At 67.7% G+C, this 16,677-nt stretch carries 14 protein-coding genes and 1 pseudogene; 12 read left to right on the top strand and 3 right to left on the bottom strand.

The features are described 5' to 3' along the window. Positions 1 to 43 precede the first annotated feature (43 nt). The 9 genes and pseudogenes from ABD974_RS15195 to hisC form a co-directional block, all read left to right on the top strand. Positions 44 to 601, top strand: a pseudogene (locus tag ABD974_RS15195) (anthranilate synthase component II); the annotation flags it as partial. After that, the gene (pabB, locus tag ABD974_RS15190; RefSeq protein ID WP_345304186.1) at positions 587 to 2,173 is read left to right on the top strand and encodes an aminodeoxychorismate synthase component I; all 1,587 of its coding nucleotides are present in this window, start codon (positions 587 to 589) and stop codon (positions 2,171 to 2,173) included. The pseudogene ABD974_RS15195 and the gene pabB, both read left to right, overlap by 15 nt. 53 nt (positions 2,174 to 2,226) lie before the next feature. Continuing rightward, positions 2,227 to 2,535, top strand: a complete 309-nt coding sequence (locus tag ABD974_RS15185; RefSeq protein WP_345304176.1) for a chorismate mutase — start codon at positions 2,227 to 2,229, stop codon at positions 2,533 to 2,535. Next, positions 2,532 to 3,464 carry a prephenate dehydrogenase dimerization domain-containing protein gene (locus ABD974_RS15180; protein WP_345304175.1) on the top strand — a complete coding sequence of 311 codons (933 nt, stop codon included), beginning with the start codon at positions 2,532 to 2,534 and terminating at the stop codon, positions 3,462 to 3,464. The genes ABD974_RS15185 and ABD974_RS15180 overlap by 4 nt, the downstream gene beginning before the upstream one ends. Before the next feature lie 82 nt (positions 3,465 to 3,546). Continuing rightward, entirely contained in the window at positions 3,547 to 5,127 is a 1,581-nt protein-coding gene (locus ABD974_RS15175) for an MBL fold metallo-hydrolase (RefSeq protein WP_345304174.1), read from the top strand. 82 nt (positions 5,128 to 5,209) lie between these two features. Beyond that, positions 5,210 to 5,761, top strand: a complete 552-nt coding sequence (locus ABD974_RS15170) for a VOC family protein (protein WP_345304173.1) — start codon at positions 5,210 to 5,212, stop codon at positions 5,759 to 5,761. Positions 5,762 to 5,786: 25 nt separating this feature from the next. Beyond that, positions 5,787 to 7,061 (top strand): aminotransferase-like domain-containing protein, encoded by a 1,275-nt coding sequence (locus ABD974_RS15165; protein WP_345304172.1) that lies wholly within the window; start codon positions 5,787 to 5,789, stop codon positions 7,059 to 7,061. An 8-nt stretch (positions 7,062 to 7,069) separates the two neighbouring features. After that, positions 7,070 to 8,362, top strand: coding sequence for an alpha-hydroxy-acid oxidizing protein (locus ABD974_RS15160; protein WP_345304171.1), 1,293 nt, complete (start codon positions 7,070 to 7,072; stop codon positions 8,360 to 8,362). Beyond that, the gene (hisC, locus tag ABD974_RS15155) at positions 8,359 to 9,516 is read left to right on the top strand and encodes a histidinol-phosphate transaminase (RefSeq protein WP_345304170.1); all 1,158 of its coding nucleotides are present in this window, start codon (positions 8,359 to 8,361) and stop codon (positions 9,514 to 9,516) included. Before ABD974_RS15160 ends, hisC begins: the two co-directional genes overlap by 4 nt. An 89-nt stretch (positions 9,517 to 9,605) precedes the next feature. Here hisC and ABD974_RS15150 read toward each other — a convergent pair whose 3' ends face one another. From ABD974_RS15150 to ABD974_RS15140, 3 genes are read right to left on the bottom strand one after another with little or no spacing between them, the layout of a single operon-like run. Further along, positions 9,606 to 10,160 carry an NADPH-dependent FMN reductase gene (locus tag ABD974_RS15150; RefSeq protein ID WP_345304169.1) on the bottom strand — a complete coding sequence of 185 codons (555 nt, stop codon included), beginning with the start codon at positions 10,158 to 10,160 and terminating at the stop codon, positions 9,606 to 9,608. A gap of 22 nt (positions 10,161 to 10,182) precedes the next feature. Next, positions 10,183 to 11,685, bottom strand: coding sequence for an aldehyde dehydrogenase (locus ABD974_RS15145; RefSeq protein WP_345304168.1), 1,503 nt, complete (start codon positions 11,683 to 11,685; stop codon positions 10,183 to 10,185). 50 nt (positions 11,686 to 11,735) lie between these two features. Next, the gene (locus ABD974_RS15140; RefSeq protein WP_345304167.1) at positions 11,736 to 12,284 is read right to left on the bottom strand and encodes a cupin domain-containing protein; all 549 of its coding nucleotides are present in this window, start codon (positions 12,282 to 12,284) and stop codon (positions 11,736 to 11,738) included. A 248-nt stretch (positions 12,285 to 12,532) separates the two neighbouring features. On the opposite strand from ABD974_RS15140, the gene aptA reads away from it, so the two are divergent. The 3 genes from aptA (at position 12,533) to ABD974_RS15125 (ending at position 16,559) form a co-directional block, all read left to right on the top strand. Then, a complete protein-coding gene (gene aptA, locus ABD974_RS15135) occupies positions 12,533 to 13,831 on the top strand; it encodes an omega-aminotransferase AptA (protein WP_345304185.1) in 1,299 nt (432 codons plus the stop codon). Between the two features lie 37 nt (positions 13,832 to 13,868). Continuing rightward, entirely contained in the window at positions 13,869 to 14,984 is a 1,116-nt protein-coding gene (gene ald, locus ABD974_RS15130; RefSeq protein WP_345304166.1) for an alanine dehydrogenase, read from the top strand. Positions 14,985 to 15,074: 90 nt separating this feature from the next. Continuing rightward, complete coding sequence (locus ABD974_RS15125) at positions 15,075 to 16,559, top strand: CoA-acylating methylmalonate-semialdehyde dehydrogenase (RefSeq protein ID WP_345304165.1); 1,485 nt, start codon at positions 15,075 to 15,077, stop codon at positions 16,557 to 16,559. The last annotated feature ends 118 nt before the right edge of the window (positions 16,560 to 16,677 follow it).

Here is a 16,677-nt window from a genome sequence, read left to right as displayed (position 1 = left end):
ACTCACAGACAGCCCCCAGAAGAAGACCATGGAGAGGAACCACATGAGCAGAACGCTGCTGATCGACAACTACGATTCCTTCACTTACAACCTTGCGGCATTGATCGCCGAAGTGACCGGCATGGAGCCGGTGATCGTGCGCAACGACGAAGCGACCTGGGACGAGTTGCGCGATCGCGGCTTCGACTGGATCGTGATCTCGCCGGGTCCCGGACGTCCGCAGTGCAAGGGCGATCTCGGCGTCTCCGCGGACGTGCTCGAACACGCCACGGTGCCGGTGCTCGGCGTCTGCCTGGGCCACCAGGCGATCGCCCACTACTACGGCGCGAAGGTCGGGCTGGCCAACGAGCCGATCCACGGGCGGCTCGGCAAGATCGTGCACGAGGACCGCGACCTCTTCGCGGGCATCCCGAGCCCGTTCGAAGCCACGCGCTACCACTCGCTCGCGGTCACCGACCTGCCGCCCGAACTGGAAGCCACCGCCTGGTGCGACGACGGAACCCTGATGGGGCTGCGGCACGTCTCGCGGCCGATCTGGGGCGTGCAGTTCCATCCGGAATCGATCTGCACCGAATACGGCCACCGCATGATCCGCAACTTCTACGACATGGGCGCAGCGTTCGTGAAAGCCGCGCACCGTGCGCGCGGCAACGAAGCCGCGGGCATCCAGCGGGACTGGAGCGCGATGGCGCTGCACACGCTGCGTTGCGACGGCACCGTCGCGCCGCAGGATGCCTTCCAGGCGCTGTTCGCAGACCGCGCGCATGCCTTCTGGCTGGACAGCAGCCGTCCCAACCAGACCAATGCGCGCTTCTCGTATTTCGGCGACGCCTCCGGGCCGAACGCCGAGGTGCTGGAATACCGCTCGCAGAGCCGCGCGCTCCGCATCACCACCCGCGAGGGCGTGTTCGAACGCACCCAGGACATCTTCAGTTACCTGCAGATCGAACTCGGACTGCGTTCGAAACCCGCGTCCGAGCAGTGCCCGTTCGATTTCAACGGCGGCTACGTCGGTTATTTCGGCTACGAGCTGAAGGGCGAACTGCAGGGCGAATACGCGCACCCCGTCGGCACCCACGACGCCTGCTGGATCTTCGCCGATCGCACCATCGTCCACGACCACGAGACCGGCGATTACTGGCTGCTCTGCCTCGACGACGTGGAAGGCCTCGGCGAAGAGAACCGGCGCTGGGTGGAACACGTGCGCGGCGTGCTCACGAGCGATCTGCCGCACGCGCACGAACTGTCGAAGACGCCCGTGCGAAGCCTGAGCAACCTGCGATGGCGTCACGCGCCGGAACGCTACCTGGAACTGATCCAACGTTCCAAGGATCTGATCCGCCAGGGCGAGACCTATGAAGTCTGCCTGACCAACGAGGTCTCCGCGGACATCGACGCGGACGCGCTGCAGGTCTACCAGAACCTCCGCCGCATCAACGCGGTGCCGTTCGGCGCGTTCCTGCGCTTCGACGACACGTCGGTGCTGTGCGCTTCGCCGGAGCTGTACCTCGACGTCGACCGCAAGGGGATGGTCGAATCCAAACCGATCAAGGGCACCGCGCCGCGCCATGCCGATCCGCAGGAAGACCGCGCGATCGCCGCGCGCCTCGCCAGCAGCGTCAAGGACCGCTCGGAAAACCTGATGATCGTCGACCTGTTGCGCAACGATCTGAACCGCTGCTGCGAAGTCGGCAGCGTCCACGTGCCGAACATCTTCCACATCGAATCGTTCTCGACCGTGCACCAGCTCGTCAGCACGATCCGCGGCAAGCTCAAATCGGATCGCGACGTGATCGACTGCGTGCGCGATTCCTTCCCGGGCGGATCCATGACCGGGGCGCCGAAGGTCCGCACCATGCGCATCATCGACGAACTGGAAGCGGGCCCGCGCGGCGTGTATTCGGGCAGCATCGGTTATATCTCGCTCGACGGCAGCGCCCGCCTGAACATCGTCATCCGCACGATCGTGATCAAGGACGGTCGCGCCACGATCGGTGCGGGTGGCGCCATCGTCGCCCTGTCCGACGCCCAGGAAGAGCTCGACGAAATCATGCTCAAGGCGCGCGCCCAGGTCCGCATCCTGGAGAGCCTGGCCAGCCACGTGGCCCCCAGCGACATCGTCTCGCCGGCGGCGGAACCCGCCCCGACACCGCAACTGGCGGTCGCGGTCTGACCGCGGATCGCAGCCGGTCGACGGCCACGACGCCATTCCACGAGGAAGAGATCATGAGTTTCGAACAACAGATCGCCGAAGCCCGCCAGCGCATCGACAGCATCGACCAGCAGTTGATGCAGTTGCTGGAGACGCGCTTCCGCTGCTGCCTGGCGGTCGGCGAACTGAAGCGGCGTTACGACCGCCCGGTGATGCAGCCGTCGCGGGTCCAGGAAGTCACCGACCGCGCGGCCGCCGCGGGCGCGGCCCGCGGCATGTCGCCGGAATTCGCCCGCCAGGTCTGGCAGCTGATCATCGATGAAGCATGCCGGATGGAACACGACCTCATGGAAGCCGAGCAGAAAGAGGCCACCCAAGCATGAACCCGACGTCCGCCAGCGGCGCGACGCCCTCGGCCGGGATCTCTGCGAAAGAGATCGCGTCGGCCGCGATCGTCGGCAGCGGCGCCGTCGGCGGGATGATCGCCGAGGTCCTCGAGCGCAACGGCGTTCGCGTCGAACGCTTCGACCTGGTGGCGCGCGAGGGTGTGGCGGCCGGCGATGCCTGCGCGCCCGCGGGCGCGCTGCTCGCGGCGCTGGAATCCGTGGACGCGGTCGTGCTCGCGCTGCCGGAAGCGCCGTTGCTGCGGGCCCTGCCCGTCGTGGCGTCGCGGCTGCGCGCCGACACGCTGCTGGTGGAAACCGCATCGGTCAAGCAGCCCTTCGAATCGCTGCTCGCCGATGCGATGGGCGCACGCGAAACGGTCGGCATCAATCCGATGTTCGCGCCTTCGGTCGGCATGCGGGGGCAGCCCATCGCGCTCGTGCGACGCAGGCCGACGCCCGTCGGCGATGCGTTTCTCGCGATGCTGGCGGCGGAGGGCGCGCATCTGGTCGCGCTCGATGCCGCGGCGCACGACCGCATGGCATCGGCGATGCAATCGCTCGTGCATGCGTCGATCCTCGCGTTCGGCGCCGCGCTGCAGGCCAGCGGCGAATCGATCGAGGACCTCCTGCGCATCGCGCCGCCGCCGTTCCGGGCCCTCACGGCCCTGTCGGCCCGCATCGTCGGCCAGAGCCGCGACACGTACTGGGACATCCAGTCGACCAATGCCGACGCGCAGCGCATGCGCGCGCTGCTCGCCGGGTCGCTCGCACGTCTCGACGCCGCCGTCGCGGAAGACCGGCGCGACGTTTTCGTCGAACTGCTCGACGGCATCGAACGCCACCAGGGCGGCGCCGGGGACGCGCTGCGGCAGGCATGCGCCGCGATGTTCGCCGCGTTGCCGCCACGGCAGCCGCCGGACCCCTGAGCCGGGCCGCCCGCGCCATCCACTCCGATCCACGCATCTCCACACATCGCACTCGCACGTAGAAAGAGGATTTATGACGGACATGGTTTATCTGAAGGAACACACGAAGATCGAGCCGCTGAACGGGCGCTGGTACGCATGGAGTCACCTGGTCTCGCCGGTGCAGCATGCGTTCAATGTCGCCTTCCGGCACATGCCGAGCTTCCGTTCCTTCATTTCCAACGCCTCGGTCCACGAAGCCGCGGCGAAGAATCCGAAGATGCTGGGAAGCGCCTTCATGGAACTGGGCAAGTCCGACATGCCGGCCGTGCAGAAGCTGATGGAAGACACCCTCGAACAGCATGGGCACCTGATCCGCTTCGCGGAAGACGTGGTCCAGCTCGACCGCAAGCTCGCCGCGGAAACCGGCCACAGCCTGGATCGCGTCTACGACGAACTCGCGCCGAGCCTGCAGGGGCTGGTCGAGCTCTCCTACGACACCAACAACCGCCACACCCTCCGACTGATCGAGGAACTCGCCCGCCACGGCGCGCTGGACACGGTCGAGACGCAGGAAATCGCCTTCACGCACACGCGCGACGAAGACCGCAACTTCTTCCTCAACACGCCGCGCGTCGACAACGAGAAGCGGATGATCGTGAAGATCCCGCTGTCGGATCCGCGCATCGACCTGCTCGGCCGTGCGCGCATCGCCCCGGTCGATTTCGAGGAACTGGTCGCCGCCTTCGGCATCGCCGACGCCGACCGCGAGCGCTTCCGCGGCTACTTCACCGACCGCGCGCCGGTGCGCAACGCGCCGGAATACGACGGCGACGGCGTCCGCGTGCGTTACTTCGGCCATGCCTGCGTGCTCCTGCAGACCCGCGACGTCTCGGTGATGATCGACCCCTTCCTCACCTGGGACGACGACTACGAAGACGAGAACCACCTCTGCTTCAACGATCTGCCGGACCGCATCGACTACGTCTTCCTGACCCACAACCACCAGGATCATTTCAGCCCCGAGCTGCTGCTGCAGCTGCGCAGGCGCATCGGCAAGATCCTCGTGCCGCGCAACAACGTCAACAGCGTCGCGGATCCGTCGATCGCCCTCGCGCTGCGCATCCTCGGCTTCGACAACGTCGAGGCGATGGACTGGATGGAGACCATCCCGTTGCCGGACGGCGCGCTCACCGCGCTGCCGTTCTACGGCGAGCACGCGGACCTGAGCATCGCCAGCAAGCACGGCATGCATCTGCGCCTCAAGGACCGGAGCTTCCTGTTCCTGGCCGACTCCGACTGCAAGGACCGCAACCTCTATCGCCGCATCGTCGGCCTGCTCGGCAAGGTCGATACCCTGTTCATCGGCATGGAGTGCGACGGCGCGCCGCTGACCTGGCTCTACGGCACCTACCTCAGCAACCCGATCAATCGCCGCGACGACAACTCCCGGAAGCTCTCGGGATCCGACGCCCACCGCGCGATGGCGATCGTCGAGGAAGTCGGATGCCGCGAGGTCTACGTCTACGCCATGGGCCAGGAACCCTGGATGCGTTACGTGACCGGTCTCGAATACACCCCGAAGAGCAAGCAGATCGTCGAATCCGACAAGCTGTTGCGGCATTGCGACGAGCTGGGCCTGCGCGCGGAACGCCTGCGCGGCTGCCGCACGCTCCAGGGCTGAAACGCGCGACCGGCATGCGCGACATGCCGATCGCCGAACGCGGGTCGCTTCGCGGCCCGCCCCACATCATGGAGAGAGACGTATGACCACGCTAGCCCCCGAGCCGACCGCAGACGGTCAAACCGGCGACACCACGGATACCACAGCCGGACAGGGTGCACTGCCGTTCCGCCGGATCGACCACATCGCACTTGCGGTCGTCGATCTGGAAGAGGCGATCACGCTCTTCCGGGATATCCTCGGCTTCGAACTCAAGAAACGCCGCCACATCAGCGGCAAGCTCAGCGGAATGGTGTCGGCGGAAATGGAAGGCAACGGCATGCGCTTCGTGCTCTGCCAGGGGACCGAACCCGAGTCCCAGGTCGCGCAACTGGTGCGCAACTTCGGTCCCGGCGTCGCGCACATCGCGCTCGAGGTGGAGGATGTCCAGGCGGCAGTCGACGGGCTGAAGAGCCGCGGCATGGGGTTCGACACCACGGTGATCAGCGGGCCAGGTCTGGAACAGGCGTTTTCCAGCCGCTGCATGAATTCCGGCATGAGCTTCGAGATCATCCGCCGCGATGGCGAGGACGGCTTCCTCGATTCGAACGTGCAATCGCTGTTCGACCAGCTCGAACAATCGGGCAAGTACTGACCGCACCACACCGGGAACGCAGACCATGGCATCCACTTCCGCCGCCGAAGTCATGAACTTCCTCAATGAAGTCGCCGGGCGCTATCCCCAGGCGATTTCGCTGGCCGCCGGCCGGCCGACCGATGTGCTGTTCGAGCGCCTCGGGACCGCCGACCTCGCGGCACGCATCGACCGCTACCTCGACGCCTCCGGCCTGTCGATGGCGACGCTGCTGCAGTACGGCCGCACCGCCGGCGCGATCCATGCGCTGATGGCGCAGCAGTTGCGGATCGACGAGGGCGTGCCGGCCGTGCCGGAGCGCGTCGTCGTCACCGCCGGCTGCCAGGAAGCGATGAGCCTGTGCCTGTCGGCGCTCTGCCTCACGTCGCAGGACGTGGCGCTGGTGTGCAATCCGACCTACATCGGCGCGACCGGTGCGGCCGCAGCGCTCGGGATCGCGGTGCATGGGCTCACCGCCGATGGCGACGGGCTCCCCGCCGCCATCGATGAGGCCGTGGCCGGGCTCCGCCGCGAGGGGCGCCGCGCCGCCACGCTCTACCTGATTCCGGATTTCGACAACCCGACAGGCCGCGTGCTCGACCGCGCGCAGCGCCTGGCCATCCTCGAGGCCTGCGAACGTCACCGGATCGTCGTGCTCGAAGACAATCCCTACGGCATGTTCCGCTACGACGGCGACGCGGTCGAACCGATGGCGGCGCTCGATCGGGCGGGCTCGGTGATCTACCTGTCGACGTACTCGAAGACCCTCTGTCCCGCCGTGCGGGTCGGTTCCGCGGTGGTGCCGGAGACGCTGTTCGGCGATCGCCAGGCAGCGACCGCGCTGTTCGACGATCTGGTCCAGCGCAAGAGCTATCTGACCGTGAACACCGGCCAGATCGCGCAGGCCATCGTGGGCGGACATCTGCTGCTGCACGACGGCAGCCTCCGTGGATGGATCGAGCCCGCGCGCAGCGTGTACCGCAACAACCGCGACGCCCTGCTCGATCGGCTGGACATGCGCTTCGGCAGCGACCCGCGGATCTCGTGGAACCGGCCCGAAGGCGGCTTCTTCCTGACCGTGGATCTGCCGTTCGCGTTCGACGCCGCCGCGGTCGACGAATGCGTCAACGAGGAAGGCGTCATCGTCATGCCGATGGCGTTCTTCGCGCTCGACGCCTCGCAGGACCGCCGGATCCGACTGGCGTTCAGCGCAGTCGGTCCGGAACGCATCGCGGCGGGCGTCGACGCGCTGGCGCGTTACCTCGCGCGTCGCATGGCGCCGCAGGCGCACGCGCGCGAAACGCTGGCGGAACCGGCCTGAGTTCCGCGATGGCGCGCCAGCCCCCGCTCAACGTCGAGGCGTACCGCCAGCTGGCCCGGCGGGCGTTGCCGCGCAGCGTGTTCGATTACCTCGAAGGCGGCGCGGGCGACGAGCGGGGCCTGCAGCACAACCGCGACGCGCTCGACGCGGTGCGCCTGCGTCCGCGGCGATTGCGGGATGTCGCTGTCCGCGACAGCGGCGTGCGCCTGTTCGATCGCACGCTGCCGGCGCCGCTGGCGATCGGACCCACCGGCTTCAACGCGCTGTTCTGGCCGGAAGGCGACCTCGCGCTGGCCCGCGCCGCCGCCGCGCATGGGATCCCGTTCGTGCTTTCGACCGTGGCGAACACCGACATCGAAACCCTCGCGCGCGCCACGGACGGAGAATGGTGGTTCCAGCTCTACGCCCTGCACGACGAGATCAGCGAACAGCTGATGCGGCGCGCGCGCGCGGCCGGCTGCCGGACGCTGATGGTCACGGTCGACGTGCCGGTGAACGGCCTGCGCGAACGCGATGTCCGCAACGGCTTCCGTCTGCCGCTGCGCTACACCCTGCCGATGGCGATCGACGGCCTGCGCCATCCGCGCTGGACGATGCGCTACCTGCGCCACGGCATGCCGGCATTGGCGAATTTCGAGGCGCTCGACGCCAGCGGCGACGCGGTCCGCACCGCGCTCACCGAACGCCGGATGGACGCCGGCTTCTCCTGGGAATCGCTGACCCGCCTGCGGGCCGCATGGCCGCATCGCCTGCTCGTCAAGGGCATCCTCCATCCGGACGATGCGCTGCGCTGCGAGTCGCTCGGCATCGACGGCGTCATCCTCTCCAACCACGGCGCGCGCCAGCTGGACGGCGCGATGTCGCCGATCGAGGCGCTGCCCGCCGCGAGAAACGCCACCACCCTGCCCCTGCTCGTCGACAGCGGCTTCCGCCGCGGCACCGACATCGTCAAGGCGATCGCGCTGGGCGCGAGCGCCGTGCTGCTCGGCCGCGCGACGCTGTACGGGCTTGCGGCAGCGGGGGAAACCGGCGTGCGCGACGTGCTCGCGATGTTGAAGCGCGAAATCGACTGCACGCTCGCGCAGGTCGGCTGCGCCCGCATGTGCGACCTGTCGCCCGACGTGCTCGCGCCCTCGCCGGCGTCGGACGGGCATCCGGCGAACGCCGCGCCGACCGGGCTGCCGACCGTCGCCATGCGCACGCGCCACGCCGACGCCGTCGCGTCGTATTCCTCCCCATCGCCCGCGCCTGCCGAAAACGCAGGCCCGCCCCAGACGACACTCACGACAACGACCACGTGACGGACACTTTCATGGACAACCGCTATCTCGCTCTTGCCCAGCCCGGGATCCAGGGCCTCGCCGCCTACGACCCCGGACACGACATCGCGGAACTGCGCCGTCGCTTCGGCGAAGACCGCATCGTGGAACTCGGCTCGAACGAGAATGCCCACGGCCCCAGCCCGCTCGCACGACAGGCGCTGGAGCGCGCGTTCGCCGGCATCCACCGCTATCCCGATCCGCTCGGAGGCGATCTCAAGCGCGCGATCGCCGCATCGATCGGGATCCCGCGCGAGCGCCTGCTGCTCGGCAACGGTTCGCACGAGCTGCTGATGCTGATCGGCCAGACCTTCGCGGGCCCCGGTCTCGACGTCGTGGCGTCGCAGTACGGATTCCTGGTCTACGCGCTCGCCGCGCAGTGCGCGGGCGCGCGCTATGTCGCGGTGCCCGCGCTGCCGATGTCCTCATCGATGCCGCGCGGCCATGATCTGGACGCACTGCGCGCCGCCGTCGGCCCGCAGACGCGCCTGGTCTACCTGGCGAATCCGAACAATCCCACGGGGACCTGGTTCTCCACCGGCGCGCTCGACCGTTTCCTCTTCGGCCTGCCCGATCATGTGCTGGTGGTCGTCGACGAGGCCTACATCGAATATTCGACCGATCCGTCGCTGGTCTCGGCGGTGTCGCTGCTGGAGCGCCACGCGAACCTGATCGTGACCCGCACGTTCTCGAAGGCGCACGGACTCGCCGGGCTGCGCGTGGGCTACGCCTGCGCGCACCCGGATCTCCTCCAAGTGCTCGAACGGCCCCGCGAGTCCTTCAACGTCAACATTCCGGGCCTGCTCGCCTGCGCGGCCGCCATCGGCGACGACGCGCACATCGCACGCGTGCGCGAGGACAACCGCGCGGAACGCGAATGGCTCGCCGATCAACTGCGTGCGCGCGACCTGCGCAGCGGACCGTCGCAGACCAACTTCCTGCTCGTCGATTTCGAGACGCCCGCGACGCCGATCGAGAGTCGCATGCTGGCCGAAGGCGTCGTGGTCCGACCGATGCGCGGTTACGGGCTGCCGCACTGCGTGCGCATCACTGTCGGCGATCGCGGCGAAAACCTGCGGATGCTCGATGCGCTGGATCGGGCGATGGAAGCGGTTTCGCTCGCCAGCACGGCCTGATCCCGGGATTCGCGGGCCAGATCCGTCATCGGCGATCTGGACAACGCCCGCCTGCGGGTGCGTGATCGATCGCCGACTTCCACGATGCCTCATCGACCCTCGAGACTCGCGGCGTAGCCCGCGACGAAGTCGGCGATGGTTTTCAGCGCAGCCTCGTCGACGATCTCGCCGTCCGCGCCGATGCTCTGGTGCGCGCGCGACAGCATCAGCGATTTCCCGGGCCAGACCTGCACGCCCAGCGACTTCAGCACCGGCAGCCAGGCGGCCTGTGCGAGCAGCGTGCCGAAGCCGCTCGGGGATGCGCCCATCAGCGCCAGCGGACGCCCGCCGAAGAGTTGGCGGAGTTCGCCCGCGGGCCGCGACAGCCAGTCGATGGCGTTCTTCAGGACGCCGGGCATGCCGTTGTTGTATTCCGGCGTCGCCAGCAGCAGCGCGTCGCTGGCGCGGATCCGCGCCTTGAGCGCATCGACCGCTTCGGGAATGCCGGTCGCCGCTTCGAGATCGCCGTCGTACAGCGGAATCCCGTGCAGGGTCGCGATCTCGATCTCGACGCCTTCGGGCGCAGCGCGGCGGGCCGCGCGCAGCAGCGCGGTGTTGAACGACGCCGCGCGCAGGCTGCCGGAAATGCCCAGGATCCGTGTCATCGCAGTGCTCCTCGTCTCGTGCTCAGGTCGCCAGATTGATCCAGGTCGCCTTCACTTCGGTGTATTTCTCGAACGCGTGCAGCGACTTGTCGCGACCGTTGCCGGACTGTTTGTAGCCGCCGAACGGTGCGGTCATGTCGCCGCCGTCCCAGTAGTTGACCCAGACGCTGCCGGCGCGCAGCTTGCGCGCGACGCGGTGGGCGCGACCGATGTCGCGGGTCCAGACGCCCGCGGCCAGTCCGTACTCGGTGTCGTTGGCCATCCGCAGGGCGTCGGCTTCGTCGTCGAAGGCGATCACCGACAGCACCGGCCCGAAGATCTCCTCGCGGGCGATGGTGTGGCCGTGCTCGACGCCGTCGAAGATCGTCGGTTCGATGTAGCAGCCGCCCGGCACGATGTCGGCACGCTTGCCGCCGAGCAGCAGCCGGCCGCCGTCGGCCTGGCCCTTGGCGATGTAATCCAGCACCCGCGCGGTCTGGCCTTCGTCGACCATCGCGCCCATCGGCGCGCCGGGATCGAGCGGATGCCGCGGCTGCATCGCCCTGCCCGCTTCGACCACCGCGGCGACGAACGCATCCTTGATCGAGCGTTCGACCAGCAATCGCGAAGCGGCGGTGCAGACTTCGCCCTGGTTGTAGAAGATGCCGCCGGCCGCGGCCTTGGCCGCCTGTTCCAGATCGGGCGCATCGGCGAACACGATGTTCGGGCTCTTGCCGCCGCATTCCATGTAGGCGCGTTTCATGTTCGAGCGCCCGGCGCACTGCAGCAGATGCTTGCCGACGGCGGTCGAACCGGTGAACACCAGGCCGTCGACATCCATGTGCAGCGCCAGCGGCTCGCCGGCACCCTTGCCGAAACCCGGCACGACGTTGAACACGCCGGCGGGAATGCCCGCTTCCATCGCGATCTCGGCGAGCCGGATCGCGGTCAGCGGCGATTTCTCGGATGGCTTCAGCACCACCGAATTGCCGGTGGCCAGCGCCGGGGCGAGCTTCCAGACCGCCATCAGCATCGGGAAATTCCACGGCACGATCGCGCCGACCACGCCCAGCGGTTCGCGCGTGACCAGACCCAGTTCGTCCGGACCGGTGGCGGCGACTTCGCCGTACACCTTGTCCAGCGCCTCGCCGGTCCAGGCCATGCAGCGGATGGTCGCGGCCACGTCCACCGCGCGGGCATCGGTCACCGGCTTGCCCATGTCCAGCGATTCCAGCACCGCCAGCTCATCGCCGTATTGTTCGATGAGCTGCGCGAACCGGATCAGGACCTTCTTGCGGTACGCGGGCTTGGCCTCCGCCCAGCGCCCGGCCTCGAAACTGCGCCGCGCGGCGGCGACCGCGCGCTCGATGTCCTCGGCCTCGCACTCGGCCACCCGACCCAGCACGCGGCCGTCGATCGGGCTGATGCAGTCGAAGGTCCTGCCGCTGGCGGCATCGACGAAACGGCCGTCGATGAAGGCCTGGGTGTGGATGCGCAGGCCATCGGCCAGGGCCTGCCAGGTGTCGCGGGTACGGGGGGCGTTCATGCGGCGTGACTCCGGGGGTTGATCAGAACGTGTCGATCAGGACGTGTCGATCAGAACGTGGCGGGCGTATTGGCGCTGATGAGGACCGCGTCCTCGTCGCCGACGTTGCGGAAGCGGTGCGGGATGCGGCTCTCGAAGTAATAGGCCTCACCGGGGCCGAGCACGCGGACGCGATCGCCGACGGTGATTTCCACCCGGCCCTGCACGATCACGCCGCCCTCCTCGCCTTCATGGGCGAGCATGCTTTCGCCGGTGTCGCTGCCGGCCGGCATGACTTCGCGCAGAATGCACATCTGGCGCTGCGGCCGGCGCTGGCCGACGAGAAAATAGTGGATGTCGTTGTTGCCCACGTCGGGCTGTTCGCCGAGGTCGTAGAACGGGCTGTCGGCCGGACCGGCGTCGAGGTCCATGGTGAAGAAGTCGGCCAGCGAGATCGGAATCCCGTCCAGCACCTTTTTCAACGAGCTGACCGAGGGGCTGACCTTGTTCTGTTCGATCAGCGAGATGGTGCTGTTGGTGACTCCGACCCGCTTGGCCAGCTCGCGCTGGCTGAGGCCTTTGGTTTTGCGGACGAGCTGCAGGCGTGCGCCGATATCCATTCAGAATCCGTCGACTTTGCTGATGCGGGATACTTTACACCGATCCTGCTCCGCAGCATTTTTTGCCGATTCCAGCATCGGTTGTAAAGTTTTTTCAACACGGTAAGCTTGGCCTCCACACGCTTCACTCTCGACCTGCCGGCGGTGCGCCGGCCTGGAGCCACCCGATGCGCGACGACACTTCCGGCAAGCCCACGGCCGGTTACGGCGACCACTACACTCGTCAGGCGACGAGCCGGCCCGAGGCGATGGATGCCTTCTGGATGCCGTTTTCGGCCAACCGCCAGTTCAAGGCCGAGCCGCGGCTGCTGACCGGCGCCTCCGGGATGTTCTATCGCTCGGTGGACGGCCGCGAGATCCTCGACGCGACCGGCGGGCTGTGGTGCTGCAACGCCGGCCACGCGCGCCCGCGCATCGTCGATGCCGTGCAGCAGCAGATCGCCACACTCGACTTCGCGCCGACCTTCCAGATGGGCCACCCGCTGCCCTTCACCCTCGCCGAACGGCTGGTGGCGATCGCCCCGGATCATCTCAATCACGTCTTCTTCACCAACTCCGGCTCGGAGTCGGTCGACACCGCGCTGAAGATCGCGCTCGCCTACCACCGCGCCCGCGGCGAAGGCCATCGCACCCGCCTGATCGGCCGCGAGAAGGGCTATCACGGCGTCGGCTTCGGCGGCATTTCGGTGGGCGGCCTGCCCAACAACCGCAAGTTCTTCGGCAGCCTGCTGCCGGGCGTGGATCATCTTCGCCATACCCTCGATCTGGAGCGCAACGCCTTCAGCCGCGGCCTGCCGCAGCACGGCGCGGAACTGGCCGAGGATCTGGAACGCCTGGTGCTGCTGCACGACGCCAGCACGATCGCGGCGGTCATCGTGGAGCCGGTGGCGGGTTCGGCCGGCGTCGTGCTGCCGCCGGTGGGCTATCTCCAGCGCCTGCGCGAAATCTGCGACAAACACGGCATCCTGCTGATCTTCGACGAAGTCATCACCGGTTTCGGCCGCATCGGCAAGGCCTTCGCGGCGGAGCGCTTCGGGGTGATGCCGGACATGATCACCACCGCCAAGGGCCTCACCAACGGCTGCGTGCCGATGGGCGCGGTGTTCGTCTCCGACGGCATCCACGACGCGTTCATGCGCGGCCCGGACAACATGATCGAACTGTTCCACGGCTACACCTATTCAGGTCATCCGCTGGCCTGCGCCGCGGCCCTGGCGACCCTGGATACCTACGCCGAGGAAGGCCTGTTCGAACGGGCGATCGAGCTGGAATCGTACTGGGCCGATGCGATGCAGGCGCTGCAGGGCCTGCCCAACGTCATCGACACCCGCAACCTCGGCCTGATCGGCGCGATCGAACTCGCGTCGCGTCCCGGTGCGCCGGGCGCCCGCGCCTACGACGTGTTCACCCGCTGCTTCCATCGCGAAGACCTGCTGATCCGCGTGACCGGCGACGTGATCGCCCTGTCGCCGCCGCTGATCCTGGATCGCGAGCACATCGACCGGATCTTCCGGACGCTTGCGCATGTGATCGCCGAAACGGCCTAATGCGCGCCTCTGCCCACCCTACTCACGGTATACGACCATGCTGATCGGCGTCCCCAAGGAAATCAAAAACCACGAGTACCGCATCGGCCTGACCCCCGCCGGCGCGCGCGAACTCGTCGGGCACGGCCACCGGGTGATGGTGCAGCGCGACGGCGGCAAGGCCATCGGTCTGACCAACGAGATGTACCAGAAGGCCGGCGCCGAAATCGTCGACACCGCGGAAGAGATCTTCCGCCGCGCCGAGATGATCATCAAGGTGAAGGAACCGCAGCCGGTGGAGTACGCGATGCTCCGGGAAGGCCAGCTGCTCTACACCTATCTGCACCTCGCGCCCGATCCGGACCAGACCGCGGGCCTGGTGAAGTCGGGTTGCACCGCGATCGCCTACGAAACCGTCACCGACCGCAAGGGCGGCCTGCCGCTGCTGGCGCCGATGTCCGAAGTGGCCGGCCGCATGTCGATCCAGGCCGGCGCGCACGCGCTGGAGAAGGCGCAGGGCGGCTCGGGCGTGCTGCTCGGCGGCGTGCCCGGCGTGAAGCCGGCGGAAGTGATGGTGATCGGCGGCGGCGTGGTCGGCATCAACGCCGCGCGCATGGCGATGGGCATGAACGCGCACGTCACCATCCTCGACCGGTCGCTCGACCGCCTGAAGTATCTCGATGAGCTGTACGGCCATCAGCTGACCACGATCTACTCGACCCACGACGCGATCGAGGAACGCCTGCCCGACACCGATCTGGTGATCGGCGCGGTGCTCATCCCCGGCGCCGCCGCGCCGAAGCTGGTGTCGCGCGAACAGCTGAAGTTGATGCGTCCCGGCTCGGTGCTGGTGGACGTGGCGATCGACCAGGGCGGCTGCTTCGAGACCTCGAAGGCCACCACCCACCAGAATCCCACCTACGAGGTGGACGGCGTGATCCATTACTGCGTCGCGAACATGCCCGGCGGCGTCGCCCGCACCTCCACCTTCGCGCTGACCAACGCCACCCTGCCCTTCGCCGTGCAGTTGGCGAACAAGGGCGCGAAGAAGGCGATGCTCGACGACGAGCACCTCCTCAACGGCCTCAACGTGCACGCCGGCAAGATCACCTACAAGGCGGTCGCCGACGACCTCGGCTACGAATACGTGCCGGCGGCGAAAGCGCTGGGCTGAGGATGAGAGACCGGTAGAGCGGCCTTCAGGCCGCTGGTTTTCCGGAAATGGGGCAGCGGGCTTAAGCCCGCTCTACCGAGGCAATGTGAAATGAAGACGGTTTCGCATCATATCGACGGTCACGCAATCGATGACGCAAACCGCCACGCCGACATCTTCGATCCCGCCACCGGCGCGATCACGAAGCGCGTGCCGCTGGCATCCGTCGACGACGTGCGCACCGCGGTCGACGCCGCGCAGGCCGCCTTCCCCGCCTGGGCCGCGACCACGCCGCTGAACCGCGCGCGGGTGATGTTCCGGTTCAAGGAGCTGCTGGAACGCCACGCCGGCGATCTCGCCGCGATCATCACCTCCGAACACGGCAAGGTGCTGTCCGACGCGAAGGGCGAAGTCACCCGCGGCCTGGAAGTGGTCGAATTCGCCTGCGGCATTCCGCATCTGCTCAAGGGCGAGCATTCGATGAACGTCGGCCGCGACGTCGATTCGTGGACCGAATACGCGCCGCTGGGCGTGGTCGCCGGCATCACGCCCTTCAATTTCCCGGCGATGGTGCCGCTGTGGATGTTCCCGGTCGCCATCGCCTGCGGCAACACCTTCATTCTCAAACCGTCCGAACGGGATCCGTCGGCGTCGCTGTTCATGGCCGATCTGCTGAAGCAGGCGGGCCTGCCCGATGGCGTGTTCAACGTGGTCCACGGCGACAAGGTCGCGGTCGACGCGCTACTCGACGTGCCGCGGGTGCAGGCGATCAGCTTCGTCGGCTCCACGCCGATCGCCGAATACATCTATGCCCGCGGCAGCGCCAACGGCAAGCGCGTGCAGGCGCTAGGCGGCGCCAAGAACCACATGGTCGTGCTGCCCGACGCCGACCTCGATGGCGCGGTGTCCGCGCTGCTCGGCGCCGGCTACGGCTCCGCCGGCGAACGCTGCATGGCGATCTCCGTGGCCGTGTGCGTCGGCGACGCCACCGCCGACGCGCTGGTCGCGAAGCTCGCTCCCAAGGTCGCGGCGCTGAAGATCGGCCCCGGCTGTCTGGACCCGGAAATGGGGCCTCTGGTCACCGGCGCGCATCGCGACAAGGTCCGCGCTTACGTCGATGCCGGCGTGTCCGAGGGCGCGAGCCTGGTCGTCGACGGACGCGGGCATTCGGTCGATGGCCATGCCGGCGGCTTCTTTCTCGGCGGCTGCCTGTTCGACCATGTCGCGCCGGACATGACCATCTATCGCGAAGAGATCTTCGGCCCGGTGCTGTGCGTGGTGCGCGTGCCCGATTTCGACGCCGCGCTGCGCCTGGTCAACGCCCACGAATACGGCAACGGCACCGCGATCTTCACCCGCGACGGCGGCGCCGCGCGCGAATTCGCCCATCGGGTGCAGGCCGGTATGGTCGGCGTGAACGTGCCGATCCCGGTGCCGATGGCCTTCCACAGTTTCGGCGGCTGGAAGCGCTCGATCTTCGGTCCGCTGCACGTCCACGGCCCCGACGGCGTGCGCTTCTACACCCGGCTGAAGACGATCACCGCGCGCTGGCCGGACACGCACGCGGCCGAATTCGTGATGCCGACGATGAAATGATTCCTGGATGAAATGCTTTTCGTAGGAGGGCCTTCAGGCCCGAGCTCTTGCTTTCGATGCGCGAACAATACAAAAGCTCGGGCCTGAAGGCCCTCCTACGACACTGCTATACGACACG

This window comes from Lysobacter hankyongensis (assembly GCF_039543145.1).
Taxonomy (GTDB): domain Bacteria; phylum Pseudomonadota; class Gammaproteobacteria; order Xanthomonadales; family Xanthomonadaceae; genus Lysobacter_I; species Lysobacter_I hankyongensis.
Note: the sequence above shows the minus strand (reverse complement) of the source record. Positions and strands in the feature narration are given on the sequence as shown.